This is a genomic window from Haloferax sp. Atlit-48N (assembly GCF_003383015.2).
GTDB classification, from domain to species: domain Archaea; phylum Halobacteriota; class Halobacteria; order Halobacteriales; family Haloferacaceae; genus Haloferax; species Haloferax volcanii.
Map to the genome: position 1 here is coordinate 1,617,781 of NZ_CP137689.1, position 14,101 is coordinate 1,631,881.

Sequence of the window (14,101 nt, forward strand, 5' to 3'; positions counted from 1 at the left end):
CCGGGTCACAGTGACTATATCAACTGGCTACTGTGCCAGCTGGTGGATAGCTCGGCTCGAGAGCCGATGACGGACGTGCCAAGCTGCGATAAGCCTCAGGGACCCGCATGGAGGGAAAGAACTGAGGATCTCCGAATGGGAATCCCCACGCAATTGCCTCGCGCAATGGGGAACGTTCCGAATTGAAACATCTTAGTAGGAACAGGAAAAGAAAGCAATCCGCGATGTCGTTAGTAACGGCGAGTGAACGCGATACAGTCCAAACCGAAGCCTTCGGGCAATGTGGTGTACGGACTACCCATAACGGACCTGGATCTTATGTGAAGTCTCCTGGAACGGAGCGTGATACAGGGTGAAAACCCCGTAACATAAGAACCAGATCCCGGGGTTGTTCCAGAATAGCGGGGGTTGGATATCCCTCGTGAATTTCGCAGGCATCAACTGCGAAGACTAAACACTCCTCGAGACCGATAGCGAACAAGTAGCGTGAGCGAACGCTGAAAAGCACCCCGAACAGGGCGGTGCAATAGGGCTTGAAATCAGTTGGCGATAGAGCGACGTGGCATACAAGGTCACTCGACGAAAGAACTGGGAGCGATCCCGTAGTATGACTCGAGTGAAGCCGATGTTACGTCGTGCGTTTTGAAAAACGAACCATGGAGTGCATCTGACTGGCGAGTCTAAGGGGTGAACCCCCGGAGGCATAGGGAAACCGATACGGCCGCAGTCTTTGACCAGGGCCACCGTCTTCAAGGGCGGGGAGCCAACCGGATGCGACCCGAAACCAAGTGATCTACGCCGGAGCAGGGCGAAGCGTGGCGAAAGCTGCGTGGAGGCCCGTTAGAGTTGGTGTCCTACAATACCCTCTCGTGACTCTGGTGTAGGGGTGAAAGGCCCATCGAACTTGGCAACAGCTGGTTCCAACCGAAACATGTCGAAGCATGACCTCTGATGAGATAGTTCGTGAGGTAGAGCGACCGATTGGGAATCCGGACTCCGAGAGGAGTTCGCTTCCCTGTCAAACTCCGAACTTACGAACGTCGTAGACTCAGGGAGTCCGGTGTGCGGGGTAAGCTTGTGCACCGTGAGGGAGACAACCCAGAGCCAGGTTAAGGACCCAAAGTGTGGATTAAGTGTGATTGAAGATTGTCTCGAGCCCTAAACAGCCGGGAGGTGAGCTTAGAAGCAGCTACCCTCTAAGAATAGCGTAACAGCTTACCGGCCGAGGTTCGAGGCGTCGAAAATGATCGGGACTCAAATCCACCTCCGAGACCTGGCGGCGTGTCACACGACACGATTCCGTAGGTTGGCATACTGCATGGGTGGAAGCACGGGTGAGAACTCGTGTGGACCGTGCAGCAACGAAAATCATGGTCTCAGTAGCAGCGAGAGTCGGGTGTGAACCCCGACGGCCTTACGCGCAAGGGTTCCTCGGCACTGTCAATCAGCCGAGGGTTAGTCGATCCTAAGTCTATCCGTAATTCGAAATAGATGAAAGGGAAACTGGTTAATATTCCAGTACCTTCTTGCACTAAACGTCGACGCTTTAGGAAACACCGAGCGGGGCCTTCGCCCCGTCGAATCACCGAAATTCGTGGAAGCCGTAACGGCACGAAGCGAACGAATGGTGAGATAGGGAAACTCGGCGGTACCTAGAGCCCGTGAAAAGACAAGCAAGAAGCTCGTACCGAGATCCGACACAGGTGCGCTGGCAGAGCAAGCCAAGGCCTGTCGGGATCAACCGACGTTAGGGAATTCGGCAAGTTAGTCCCGTAAGTTCGCGATAAGGGATGCCTGCTCTTGACCGAGCAGGTCGCAGTGACTCGGACGCTCCGACTGTCTAGTAACAACATAGGTGACCGCAAATCCGCAAGGACTCGTACGGTCACTGAATCCTGCCCAGTGCGGGTATCTGAACACCTAGTACAATAGGACGAAGGACCCGTCAACGGCGGGGGTAACTATGACCCTCTTAAGGTAGCGTAGTACCTTGCCGCTTCAGTAGCGGCTTGCATGAATGGATCAACGAGAGCGTCACTGTCCCAACGTTGGGCCCGGTGAACAGTACGTTCCAGTGCGGAGTCTGGAGACCCCCAAGGGGAAGCGAAGACCCTATAGAGCTTTACTGCAGGCTGTCGCTGAGACGTGGTCGCTAATGTGCAGCATAGGTAGGAGCCGTTACACAGGTACCCGCGCCAGCGGGCCACCGAGGCAGCATTGAAATACTACCCGTTAGTGACTGCGACTCTCACTCCTGGCGGAGGACACCGGTAGCCGGGCAGTTTGACTGGGGCGGTACGCGCTCGAAAAGATATCGAGCGCGCCCAAAGATTTCCTCACGCGAGTCGGGAACTCGTGGAAGAGCGCAAGAGCAAACGGAAGTCTGACAGTGACATTCCCAACGAGTGTCGCTGACGCGAAAGCGTGGTCTAGCGAACCTACGAGGTTCATTCATGGGACCCGTAGATGACAGAAAAGCTACCTTAGGGATAACAGAGTCGTCACCGGCAAGAGCACATATCGACCCGGTGGCTTGCTACCTCGATGTCGGTTCCCTCCATCCTGCCTGTGCAGAAGCAGGCAAGGGTGAGGTTGTTCGCCTATTAAAGGAGGTCGTGAGCTGGGTTTAGACCGTCGTGAGACAGGTCGGCTGCTATCTATTGGGGGTGTTAAGGAACTTGACGTGAACGTTCGTATAGTACGAGAGGAACTACGAATGGGTGCCACTGGTGTACCGGTTGTCCGAGAGGGCAGATGCCGGGCAGCTACGCACCACGGGGTAAGAGCTGAACGCATCTAAGCTCGAAACCCACACGGAAAAGAAGTTCCACTGAGGACACTCGTAGAAGACGAGTTCGATAGACTCGGGGTGTGCGCAACGAGGCAACGAGTTGTTAAGCCCGCGAGCACTAACAGTCCAAGCCACATTCATACGCACTGAGACCCGAGAACGGGTCCAGGCGCAAACTGGATTGCACGGACACATTGGTAAGACGGCCCGACCGATATTGGTATGGCAACGGTTCGATTCCGTTGGTCGGCATTAAGGCGGCCAGAGCGGTGAGGTTCCACCCGTACCCATCCCGAACACGGAAGTTAAGCTCACCTGCGTTCTGGTCAGTACTGGAGTGAGCGATCCTCTGGGAAATCCAGTTCGCCGCCCCTACTCATACTTCACAAAGCCCACTGGACGCGGTGTCCAGTGGGCTTTGTTCATTTTATGCAGAGCGGCACGCACGGTCGTTCAGCGACTCGCACCGACCCCGTCGAGTCGCATCTTCCATCGTCCGAGAGTGGCAACGCTCGCGTCGAGCACACCGGTTCGGCCGACAGCCGCTCGCGTTCGACTGCGGGGCTGTTTCGATACGACTTGATCGCCCGTTCGGCACGGAAGTCGATAAAATCGACAGACGACGCCCCGATTTCGAACGCGTTGATTGGGGTGAAATTCAGCGAAAACCGGGGTTACGATTCTCCCCTTTTACCGTATCAGGGTTAGAAGGAAGGGTTGCATGCGCGGCAGCAAACACTTCACCGTAGTCATGGTCGTTGCGATGCTCGCCGTCGCGATGGTTCCCGGGGCCGTCGGAGCAGCGAGCTCCGATGCCCTCCAGGTCGGCGTCACGCAGGACGCCGACACGGGCGACGCGACAGTGACCGTGACGCGGAACGAGACGGCCGTCGAGAACGCGACGGTCGTCGTCGAATCGAGCGGTAACTACGCCGGAAACGGAACGTACGCGACGGGGACGAACGGCACCGTCGACCTCCCCAATCCGCAGGAACGCGTGAACGCGACGGTCACCGTTACTGAGGGGAACAACACGACCGCCTCCTCTGTCGTCCTCGTCCCGCTCGACGAGTCTCTCGATGTCTCCGTCGAGGTTGACGACGCTAACGACACGGTCGTCGCCACCGTCACCCAGTACGGTGACGCCGTCGAGAACGCCTCGGTTCAGGTCAACGGGACCGACTACGCGGGCAACGGTACGTACGAGACGGACGCGAACGGAACCGTCGCGGTTGCAGAGCCGACGACCACGACGAACCTGACGTTCGTCGCGACCGCCGACGGTCTCACCGCGGAGACGACGGTCGAAGTCGAGGCTGACGACCTCAACATCGCCGTCTCGCAGGACGAAAACGAGTCGGTCACCATCACCGTAACCGAAGACGGCGACCCCGTCGAGAACGCCTCGGTCGCGGTCGACGGGAACTACACGGACGCGGGCGAGTACGAGACGGACGCGGACGGGACGGTTGACCTCATCTCGCCGTTGCAGACCGTCACGGTCGACGTGGCGGCCGAGCACGACGGCCTCACCGCCGAGACGACCGTCACCCTGCAGGGTGAGGTCGCCGCCGAGGACCCGTTCGGACAGCTCGTTAGCAGCTTCGTCGAGCGTCTCAAGGACACGGGTAGCGACGGCCCGCTCGGGCAGGCCGTCTCCGACTTCGTGACCGAGAACAACCCGGGTAACGCGGACGACAAGCGTCCCGACCACGCCGGTCCGCAGAACGGCGACGACGCTGACGGCGACGAGGACGCGCCCGGTAACTCCGGCAACGCCAAGAACGGTAACGGCGGCCCGCCGGAGCACGCGAACAACGATAAGGCGAGCGACGAGGAAGACGAAGAGACCGACGAAACCGAGCAGGCCGACGACGAGGAGTCTGAGACTGCGGACGACGCTGACGACGAGTCGGACGATGACTCCTCGGACGAGTCGGATGACGACGACTCGGGCGATGACGACTCGAACGGCAACGGCAACGGCGGTGGCCCGCCGGACCACGCCAACAACTAACTAATATACGTTCCCACGCAGCGAGCGTGGGGTTCGGGCTTCACCCTTCCGCGTCCGGGCGGGTACTGTGGATCGGAGGCACCCCATCCCGCTACGCCCCCGACCGTCGTTGTCAGAGGCTGACGGTCGGGCTACTCACTCGCCCGACGCGACTCTTTCTATCGAAACGTCACCGAGCGCGGCGACGAGCGCCGGGTCGGCGTCGAACCGTCGAACCGCGAGCCGCGCGCCCGCGACCACGAGGTCGTCGTCGACGCGGGCGGGAGCGCCGCTGGGATACCACGCCGAATCGTCGGATGCGCGGACGCTCGCCCGGAGCGACTCGCGGAGGCGACGGTGCGCGAACAGCGTCGAGACGAACGCGAGCGACGCCGCGAGCGTGACGCCGCCACCGTCGAACGCTGCGTCGGTCGCTTCCGTTCTGGCCGTTTCGAGCGCGCCCGCGACGGCGAGCGACTGTCTCGCGTGGTCGTCGTCGGTGAGCGCGCGACTGAGCGCGGCGTCTTGCATCTCGCGAATCGCGGTCTCAGTCGTGGGGTCGGTCATCGGTGACGCCGAGTCGGGTCACGCGCCGTCGAGCGGCGGCACGCGGAGGGTGTGGTCGACGACGGTCTCGTCCGGTCGGAGCGTCACCGTGCCGAGAAACACCGTCTCGCCCTCGGCGGCGTTTGTCGCGACGGTCTGGAGCGTCGGCCGCTGGTCGAGTTGCTCCCAGGTGACGCGTTCGACGAGGCGCTGGAACGCGTCGGGGTCGGTCCACCCCGAATCGATGTCGGACGGGACGTTGACCACGAATCGGAGTTCGGTCTCCGTGACGTGGATACCGACGCGGAACGTGTCCGCGTCGGTCGCGTCGTCCGTCGAGGAGTCGGTGGTCGCCGCGCCGGAGTCCGCAGTCGACGCGGATGCGGGTTCGCTCGCCGTCTCGTCGAGGTCGGTCATGCCCGGCAGTCGGGGACGTGAAGACAAAGATGCACCGGACGGCGTCGTAGCGTCGACTCATCGGTGCCGAGGAGACCTCCGACACCGAACCGGACCCGGCTGCTGTCCGCTCCGAACCCGACGACGGCGTCACCTCTCCGGCGCTCGAACCCGGGAGTCGAGCGCGGAGAATTACCCTCCTCGGCCCCGGTGGCGTGTGAATTTCACGCACGGCGAGGCGAACGTCGAACGGTTATTAGCGTTCGAGACACCAGTCCGACCAACGAATGAGTTACAAGATCGGTCTCGTCGGAAAACCGTCCGTCGGGAAGTCGAGTTTCTTCAACGCGGCGACGATGAACGACGTACCCGAGGGTGCGTATCCGTTTACGACCATCGACCCCTCCATCGGCGAGGCGTACGTCCGCGTCGAGTGTGCGGCCCCGGAGTTCGACGAGTCGTGTACGCCCTCGGTCGGCTACTGCGACCACGGAATGCGGTTCGTTCCCGTCAAACTCGTGGACGTGGCGGGGCTCATCCCCGGCGCGCACGAGGGAAAGGGCCTCGGAAACCAGTTCCTCACCGACCTCAACGAGGCGGACGTGCTCGTCCACGTCGTCGACTTCTCCGGTGAGACGGACATCGAAGGCGAGGCGACGGAGGGCCACGACCCCCGCGAGGACATCGACTTCCTCGAAAACGAACTGGACATGTGGTACCTCGGTGTCTTAGAGAAGGGTATCGACCGCTACCGCTCGGGCTATCACGGCGAGGACAAAGATATCGAAGTCGACCTCGCGGAGCAGATGTCCGCGTTCAAGACGAACAAGGACGAAATCAAGCAGATAATCCTTTCTCTCGGCTTGGAACTCGACCCCGACGAGTGGGACGACGCGGACAAGGAGTCGCTCGCCCGCGAGATTCGAAAGCGCACGAAGCCGATCATCATCGCGGCGAACAAGATGGACAAACCGGTCTCCCAGGAGAACTACGAGGAGATCACGGCCGATTCGGACTACGAACACCTGACGTTCGTCCCGACCTCGGCGCACGCGGAGAAGGCGCTGAAGAAGGCCGACGAGGGCGGCGTCGTCGATTACCGCCCCGGCGACGCCGACTTCGACATCGTCGGCGACGTGAGCGACGAACAGGAGGCGGGCCTCGAACAGATTCGCGAGTTCGTCACCGAGTTCGGCGGCACGGGCGTCCAGCAGTCGCTCGAAAACGCGCTGTTCGACGTGATGGGAGCGATTGCCATCTTCCCCGGCAGCGCCAACGGCAAGAGCGACTCGCAGGGCGTCTTCCGCGACTGCTTTATCCTGCCCGAGGGTTCGACGACCGAGGACTTCGCGTACCATCTGCATTCGGACATCGGCGACGGCCTCCTCCACGGCATCGACTGTCACTCGAAGCGCCAAATCGGGTCTGACCACGAGCTTTCGCACCGCGACGTGGTCGAAATCGTCTCGACCAACTGACTCTCTCGGACGCCAACCGCAACACCGTTATATCCGTGGACGTAGGACCCGGGTATGGGTGAGGCCGAAACGACGGCCGCGACGCTCGACGTCGAGATTGGGGGTCTCGGCGGCGAGGTAACGCTGGCCGACTTGTTCCCGTCGCCGTGGGTCGAGTCACATTGTGAGGCGGCATCGATTAGTGAATTCCTCGAAGAAAGCGGATTCGCGGTCGCGGATCAGGATTCTTTCGAGTCGATACCGACCCACGAGTTGGACCGGTACGTCGACGCGAACACCGAGTTCGACGACTGGCAGGCGATGCTTTCCGCCGGCGTCGAGCGCTACGTACTCGAACAGGGAGCGACGGGCGAAGCAGCCGCCGACGCGGCAGACGAAGTCGAGGCGGCCGAGGAAGGCGACTCGGCGGACGCCGAGACTGAGGACTCCCTCGAAGCCGGCGTCTGAACGCGACCGAGTCAGACGACGGGAGTTGACTCAGTTCGGGTGGAACCGTTATGCGCTGTTTTCGACGAGCGCCGCACCGCGGGTGAGCGCGTCGTCCCACCAGTCACGGTCGCGAGCGTCGGCGACGGACAGCGGCGCGTCGGGGTCGTCGGGTCGGTCGCCGAGGTCGAGGCTCCACCACTCCACGTCGTGCCACGCGTCGCCTTTGTAGCCGACGCGCTCGAAGCGGCCGACGCGCTCGAAGCCGAACGACTCGTGGAAGGCGATGCTCGCGGGGTTCGGCGTCGTGATGACGGCGACGGCCGAGACGTAGCCCTGCCGTTCGAGCAGGTCCAAAAGCGCCGTGTAGAGACCGCGGGCGACGCCGCGGCGCTGGAACTCAGGGCGGACGTAAATCGACGTCTCGACGGCCCACCGGTAGGCGATGCGCTCTCGAATCGCGCCGGCGTAGGCGTAGCCGGCCACCTCGCCGTCGAGTTCGCAGACGAGCCACGGGTAGTCGGTCTTCTGCTCCAGTTTCGTTTCGAGGTCCGCGACGCTCGGCGGGTCGTAGGCGAACGAAATCGCGGTGTTCTCGACGAACGGCGCGTAAATCTCCCGAATCGCGGGGAGGTCGGACGGCGTCGCCGCGCGGAGTCGGACGGTCATGACTCAGGTGGCGTCGCGCGGAGAGAAAGAGGCGACGATGGCGGCGGGCCTCGCGGGTGCGGCCGGCCGGTCTCGCGTGCGAGGTGGTCTCGCAGGCGGAGACGCTGTTCAGTCGCTCGTCGGTGCCGAGTCGAGACCGTCGGCGACCGCCCGCGCCCGTTTTCGGATGCCGTCGGCGTCCGCGCGGACGTGTTCGCCCTCGTCGTAGAGCACGTCGCCGTCGACCATGGTGAACACCACGTCGTCGCCGTGGGCGGCGAAGACGAGATGAGACAGCACGTCGTGGAGCGGCGTCGCTCGCGTGCGGTCGGCGTCGATACCGACGATGTCGGCCTTCCATCCCTCGCGGAGTTCGCCGACGCGGTCGAAGCCGGCGGCCTTCGCGCCGTTGCGGGTCGCCATCTCGAAAACGGTCGCGGCGGGCGTGCTCGTCGGGTCGAGCGCATCGACTTTCTGGAGGAGACTGGCCTGTCGCATCTCGGTGAAAGGGTCGAGCGTGTTGTTACACGGCGGGCCGTCGTTGCCGAGTGCGACGTTGATGCCGCGGTCGAGGTAGTCGGGAATCGGCGCGATACCCGACGCGAGCTTCATGTTCGACGACGGGCAGTAGGTGACGTGCGTGCCGGTCTCTGCGAGCACGTCGCGCTCGGAGTCGTCGGTGTGGACGCAGTGTGCGAGGACGACGTCGTCGCCGGTGAGACCGACTTCGTCGAGCCAGTGGATGTTGCGCATTCCCGTCTCGTCTTCGACCGTCTCGATTTCGCTTCGGTTCTCGCTCGCGTGGGTGTGGATGCGGACGCCGTCGTAGCGGTCCGCGAGGTCGCGGACGCCCCGCAGACACGCTTCGGAGCAGGTGACGGCGAACCGCGGCGTGACGGCGTACTGGATGCGCCCGTCGAAACTGTCGTGATAGCGCTCGATGAGGCGCTCGGACTCGGCGAGGCCCGCGTCGGTGTCTTCTTGGAGTCCCTCGGGAGCGTTCGTGTCCATGAGGACCTTCCCGATGCGTCCGCGGATACCCATCTCGCCCGCGGCTTCGAACGCCTGCTCGGCGTGATTGACCGAGAGGTGGTCGACGACCGTCGTCGTGCCGGACTCGATGCATTCGAGGTAGCCGAGTTCGGCGGCGACGCGCATCCCCTCGGCGTCGAGACCGGCCTCCATCGGGAGTACGTGGTCGAAGAGCCAATCCAAGAGTTCGGTGTCGTCGGCGATGCCCCTTCCGAGCGACTGCACCGAGTGGACGTGCCCGCCGACCAGTCCCGGCGCGACGATGCCGAACTCGCGTCGCTCGTGGTTAGGATACCGGTCTGTGAGGTCCGCGTGCGCTCCGACCGCGACGATTCGGTCGCCGTCGACGACGACGGCACCCTCTTCGATGATGGTGGACGCGTCGACGACCACCGTTCCCGCGAGTAACATCCTCGTGCGGGTAGACGACCGGGCGTAAAATAGGTGGTGACCCGGCCGTCGTCCGAGGTTGGTTGGAGCGTTCGAGTGCAGTCGGTGGTGGGGGTGGGGACGGTCGGAACCGGTCCCCGCGGACGAACGAACCGGCGGGACGCGAGCGCGTGTCCGAAAGAGCGGGTGGAGACCACGCCTGACGCGCGGCGTTCGGTGTCCGTTCGTCGTGGTCGCTACTCCGTGCTCAAGTGCCCTCCCAGTTCTGTTGGTATCTGCTAACTTCAGCAAGTGGTGTGCCTCGAAGCCGAGTCCGAATCGGAGCGAAGGTAGAACGCGGTCGGTGTCTGATTAGTACCTGCTAAGTCGCTCCGCGACAGAGCGAAAACCGAATGCGCGAGTTCGAATTCGTCGTTCGCTTCTCGGAGGGAACCGACGAGCTAATGGACCTGTTTTACGAGTACCCGAGCCTGCGGTCCCGGTCGTCGGTCTGTTCGTCCACCACGGACGTGATGTGGCGGGTCGACCACGTCGTCGGCACGCCGGAGGCGCTGTCGGCGTTCGAGGAGGTGTTCCTCGACGAGACGCGGTGTAACGAGTGTCTCGACGCGCCCGACTGCCACACCCATCGCAACTACCACGTCCTCGACCGCTCGGACAACTCGATGACCGTCTACACCTACCGCGAGGAGGTGAGCAACTGCCACTCGATTCCGCGCTACGTCCTCGAACACGTCGGGCCGGGGGTCATCTTCGAGTCGTCCCGCCGCGCGGGCGCGTACCGCTGGCGCATTCTCTATCCCGGCGACCACCCGCTCGGCGAACTGTACGAGACCATCGAGGCGCAGCTCAGAGAGGGACTGCAACTGGACGTCGAACACCTCACGAGCGCCGGTAACTGGGACGCCGAGTCGCGCATCGCGGCCGACCTCTCGTCGGCTCACTGGGAGGCGCTCGAAACCGCCGTCGAACACGGCTACTACGAGCGCCCGCGAAAGGTGACCGTCGAAGACCTCAGCGACGTGCTCGACGTGCCACGTTCGACGGTTCAGTACCGACTGCGAACCGCCGAGGACCTCGTGATGTCGCAACTCGGTGACCCCGACTTGTAGGTGCAGCGCGAAATCGTGCCACGTAAAAGCACACGCTCGCTGCCGCTCACGGTTCAAGATTGAGAGAAGTGCTCCGTCAGGGATTCGAACTCACTCGCAACGCGTTGCGTTGCTCGCTGCTCGAACCCTTCGTCGAATTTCTGACTTGAACCCGCTCGCTGCCGCTCGCGGTTCAAGATTGAGAGAAGTGCTCCGTCAGGGATTCGAACCCTGGTCATCACCGTGAGAGGGTGATATGATTGGCCGGACTACACCAACAGAGCACGTTGGTACATCACCAGATATTGCTCGCGATTGTAAAAGGTTGTCGCTTCAAATCGGGTGTGATACCGACTGCCGTGTTGCGATTAGACGACCCGTTTGCCCTCTCGATACACCTGCCGGACCGTCCGCCACGCGCCGGCGTCCTCGCTCGGGTCGGCGTCGAGGACGACGAGGTCCGCGAGGTAGCCCTCGGCGACCTTCCCCACGTCGTCCAACCCGAGGAGGTCCGCGCCGCCGACGGTCGCGGCTTCGAGCGCTTCGGCGGGCGACAGGCCGTACTCGACGAGCAGTTCCATCTCGCGGAGCGCGTTCTCGCCGTGGTCGTTGAACGGCGTGCCCGCGTCGGTACCCATGGCGATGTTCACGCCGGCGTCGAGCGCGTGTTCCCATGCGGTTTCGAAGCGCTCGGCGGCGTCCGCAGCCTTTTCGACCGCCTCCGGCGGGATGCCGGCCTCGACGCCCGCCTCGACGATTTCGCGGACGGCCGAGGCCGTCGGCACCCAGTACGTGCCGTTATCGACCATGAGGTCGGCGGCTTCCTCGTCCATGAACATCCCGTGTTCGACGCTCGAAACCCCCGCGCGGGCGGCGTTTTTGATACCGTCCTCGCCGTGGGCGTGGGCCGCGGTCGGGACGCCCTTCGCGCTCGCGGCCTCCGCGAGGGCGCGAATTTCCGCTTCCGTGAGCTCGGGTGCGCCCGTGACCGCGCCGGTCGTGAGGACGCCGCCGGTCGCGATGCATTTCACCACGTCGGCGCCGCGCTTCAGTTGCTCTCGGGCGGCCTTGCGAACCTCGTCCGGACCGTCGGCCTCCCGACCCAACCAGTGGGCGTGGCCGCCGGTCATGGTGATGGGTTCCCCCGCGGCGAGGACGCGCGGCCCGTCGAGCTCGCCGGCGGCGACTGCGGCCTTCGCACTCGTCGCAGTGTTGCCGGGCGAACCGAGGTCGCGGACGGTCGTGACGCCCGCTTCCAGCGTCTTCCGGAGGTTGGCCGCGGCCCGATAGCAGGCGCGTTCGACCGGCTCGGACCGATAGGCGGCCACGTCGGGGCGACCGTCCATCATGAGGTGAACGTGGGCGTCGACGAGTCCCGGCGCGACCACCGCACCCGAGCAGTGTCGCGTCTCGCCTTCGGTCTCGTCGCCGACGGACGCGATGCGCCCGGTCGACTCGTCTATCACCACGTTCGCCTCGCGGGTCCCGTCGGCGTCGACGACCCGCACGCCGGTTAGCGTGAACATACGTGTGTCAACCCGGGCAGGTGACCTAAAGCCGCGGGTGTCAGCGAAGAACAACCGACCGACTGCGAGGCATTCGAACGCGACGAAACCCGACCCCCTCACTCGGGGACGATGTCACCGACGGTGACCGCGTCACCGACCGACAGCGTCTCGCCCCACGACGATTCCGGCACCGCGGTGTTGACCATGAGCCGGAAGTCGTGGTCGAACCAGTCGCCGCCGGACCACTCGGGGAGCGTCTCGCGGCGCTTCGTCATGAACGTCGTCCGGAAGTCGGCCGTCTCCGCGCCCGTGTCCGGGTCGCGGCTCGGGACGACACAGCGCTGGCAGGGGTTGACGCCCTCGAAGGCGACCCCGCCGACGCTGAACTCGACGACCGTCCCGCGCCGGTCGAACAGGTGGTCCTCCCAGAACGGCTCGCTCGCGTCGAAGACGAGGTTCGGCCGGAGGCGACGGCGCATCTCGTCGGCGTCGACGCCGTCGAACCACGAGGCGACCGCGTCGAGCGTCCCCGTCGAGATGACGGTCGGGCCGCTGACTTCGGTGTCGTCGGGGAACCCGCCGGCGGGGTCGCGCCGGAGTTCGACCGGGTAGCCGAAGTACGCCGAGAGCCAGCCGTCGGCCTCGGCTATCGGGCCGTCGTAATCGTCCATCTCGGGGGCCGACAGTTCGACCGTTCCGTCGGCGAGCGAGACGGAGCTCCGGATTCGGTGGACCGCCCGCTCGCGCTTGCCGTTGACGTACTCGTCGTCCTCGTCGAAGATGGCGTACTCGCGGTCGCCGCGGAGCCCGCCGTTCTCGACGATGTCGGCGGCGTCGACGAACTCGGCGTCGAGCGACTTCACGGGGTAGACCGCGATGCGGTCGAGCGTCACGGCCGCCGCGCCGGCGGTCGCGCCCGCTTCCGCATCCGTGGCCGCGGCCGCTGTCGTCTCCGCCTCGGCCGCCGAGGTGTTACCGTCGGTCGGGCTCCCGTCTGTCATCTACTCCTCGCTTTCGTCCGTCTCGTCGGACTCGTCGTCCGCGGTCGCGTCGGCGAACAGCTCAGCGATGGTCTCCTCGTCGACGATTTCGTAGCCCGCCTCGGAGACGGTGACGAGATTCAGTTCGTCGCTCTCGATTTCCTCGTCGGCCGCGACGAGCGCCTCGACGGCGAGCGCGAGGCCGTCTTCGAGCGACAGGTCCTCGGCGTAGCCGTCTTCGAGGGCGGCCTGGACGTCCTCGCGGTGGCCGCCGATGGCGACCGCCTTCCACTCCTGGGGCGTCCCCGAGGGGTCGGTCGCAAACAGGCGACCCGAGCCGTTTTCGACGCCGCCGATGAGGAGCGACGCGCCGTACGGGCGGGTGCCGCCGGACTGCGTGCTCTCTTGGATGTTGTCGGTGATGGTTTTCGTGAGCGTCTCGACGCCGATTGGCTCGCCGTAGCGCAGGTGCTCGCGCTGGGCGGTCGTCCGCGCGAAGTCCACGAGCTTCCGCGCGTCGGCGACGTGGCCGGCCGTGGCCGCGCCGAGCGCGTCGTCGAGTTTGTGCAGTTTCTCGATGCTTTCGGCTTCCATGAGTTCCGACGGGGTCGACCGGAGCGCCGCCAGCACGACGCCGTCGGCGGTGCGGACGCCGAGAACCGGCGCGCCGCGCTTGACGGCCTCGCGGGCGTACTCGACCTGATAGATGCGTCCGTCGGGGGAGAAAAGCGACGTTCCGCGGTCGTAGGCCTGCTTGTCGTTTCGGTTCATCGTGCGACCTCCTCGCTCGCGTCGGCGACGTTCGTCATTACTCTCCGG

General features: G+C 64.1%; 11 protein-coding genes, 1 tRNA gene and 2 rRNA genes. 6 read left to right on the top strand and 8 right to left on the bottom strand.

The window, feature by feature from the left end; genetic code table 11:
- Positions 1–18: 18 nt before the first annotated feature.
- From DEQ67_RS08680 to DEQ67_RS08690, 3 genes are all read left to right on the top strand, one after another.
- A 23S ribosomal RNA gene (locus tag DEQ67_RS08680) occupies positions 19–2,931 on the top strand.
- A 113-nt stretch (positions 2,932–3,044) separates the two neighbouring features.
- Positions 3,045–3,166 (top strand): 5S ribosomal RNA (rrf, locus tag DEQ67_RS08685).
- A 346-nt stretch (positions 3,167–3,512) separates the two neighbouring features.
- Positions 3,513–4,808: a hypothetical protein gene (locus tag DEQ67_RS08690; protein WP_115802732.1), complete on the top strand. Its 1,296-nt coding sequence runs from the start codon at positions 3,513–3,515 to the stop codon at positions 4,806–4,808.
- Positions 4,809–4,943: 135 nt separating this feature from the next.
- On the opposite strand, the gene DEQ67_RS08695 is transcribed toward DEQ67_RS08690, so the two are convergent.
- Positions 4,944–5,354, bottom strand: a complete 411-nt coding sequence (locus tag DEQ67_RS08695) for a hypothetical protein (protein ID WP_004061126.1) — start codon at positions 5,352–5,354, stop codon at positions 4,944–4,946.
- An 18-nt stretch (positions 5,355–5,372) separates the two neighbouring features.
- Positions 5,373–5,750: a hypothetical protein gene (locus tag DEQ67_RS08700; RefSeq protein WP_115891517.1), complete on the bottom strand. Its 378-nt coding sequence runs from the start codon at positions 5,748–5,750 to the stop codon at positions 5,373–5,375.
- Between the two features lie 266 nt (positions 5,751–6,016).
- Between DEQ67_RS08700 and DEQ67_RS08705 the strand changes: the two genes are divergently transcribed.
- Both DEQ67_RS08705 and DEQ67_RS08710 read left to right on the top strand, forming a co-directional pair.
- A complete protein-coding gene (locus tag DEQ67_RS08705) occupies positions 6,017–7,207 on the top strand; it encodes a redox-regulated ATPase YchF (protein WP_004061129.1) in 1,191 nt (396 codons plus the stop codon).
- A gap of 54 nt (positions 7,208–7,261) precedes the next feature.
- A complete protein-coding gene (locus DEQ67_RS08710) occupies positions 7,262–7,654 on the top strand; it encodes a hypothetical protein (protein WP_004044769.1) in 393 nt (130 codons plus the stop codon).
- 48 nt (positions 7,655–7,702) lie between these two features.
- Here DEQ67_RS08710 and DEQ67_RS08715 read toward each other — a convergent pair whose 3' ends face one another.
- Entirely contained in the window at positions 7,703–8,302 is a 600-nt protein-coding gene (locus DEQ67_RS08715) for a GNAT family N-acetyltransferase (RefSeq protein ID WP_004061131.1), read from the bottom strand.
- 108 nt (positions 8,303–8,410) lie between these two features.
- Positions 8,411–9,724 carry a 5'-deoxyadenosine deaminase gene (locus DEQ67_RS08720; protein ID WP_115861648.1) on the bottom strand — a complete coding sequence of 438 codons (1,314 nt, stop codon included), beginning with the start codon at positions 9,722–9,724 and terminating at the stop codon, positions 8,411–8,413.
- A 371-nt stretch (positions 9,725–10,095) separates the two neighbouring features.
- On the opposite strand from DEQ67_RS08720, the gene DEQ67_RS08725 reads away from it, so the two are divergent.
- A complete protein-coding gene (locus tag DEQ67_RS08725) occupies positions 10,096–10,815 on the top strand; it encodes a helix-turn-helix domain-containing protein (RefSeq protein WP_004061135.1) in 720 nt (239 codons plus the stop codon).
- Positions 10,816–11,003: 188 nt separating this feature from the next.
- Here the strand turns inward: DEQ67_RS08725 and DEQ67_RS08730 are convergent.
- The 4 genes from DEQ67_RS08730 to psmA2 all read right to left on the bottom strand — a co-directional run bounded on the left by DEQ67_RS08730 (position 11,004) and on the right by psmA2 (position 14,053).
- Positions 11,004–11,078: transfer RNA gene (locus DEQ67_RS08730), tRNA-Glu, on the bottom strand.
- A gap of 84 nt (positions 11,079–11,162) precedes the next feature.
- Positions 11,163–12,320 carry a metal-dependent hydrolase family protein gene (locus tag DEQ67_RS08735; protein WP_115891516.1) on the bottom strand — a complete coding sequence of 386 codons (1,158 nt, stop codon included), beginning with the start codon at positions 12,318–12,320 and terminating at the stop codon, positions 11,163–11,165.
- A gap of 98 nt (positions 12,321–12,418) precedes the next feature.
- Positions 12,419–13,303 (bottom strand): MOSC domain-containing protein, encoded by an 885-nt coding sequence (locus tag DEQ67_RS08740; RefSeq protein ID WP_115891515.1) that lies wholly within the window; start codon positions 13,301–13,303, stop codon positions 12,419–12,421.
- Positions 13,304–14,053 (bottom strand): proteasome subunit alpha, encoded by a 750-nt coding sequence (psmA2, locus tag DEQ67_RS08745; RefSeq protein WP_006601584.1) that lies wholly within the window; start codon positions 14,051–14,053, stop codon positions 13,304–13,306.
- Between the last annotated feature and the right edge of the window lie 48 nt (positions 14,054–14,101).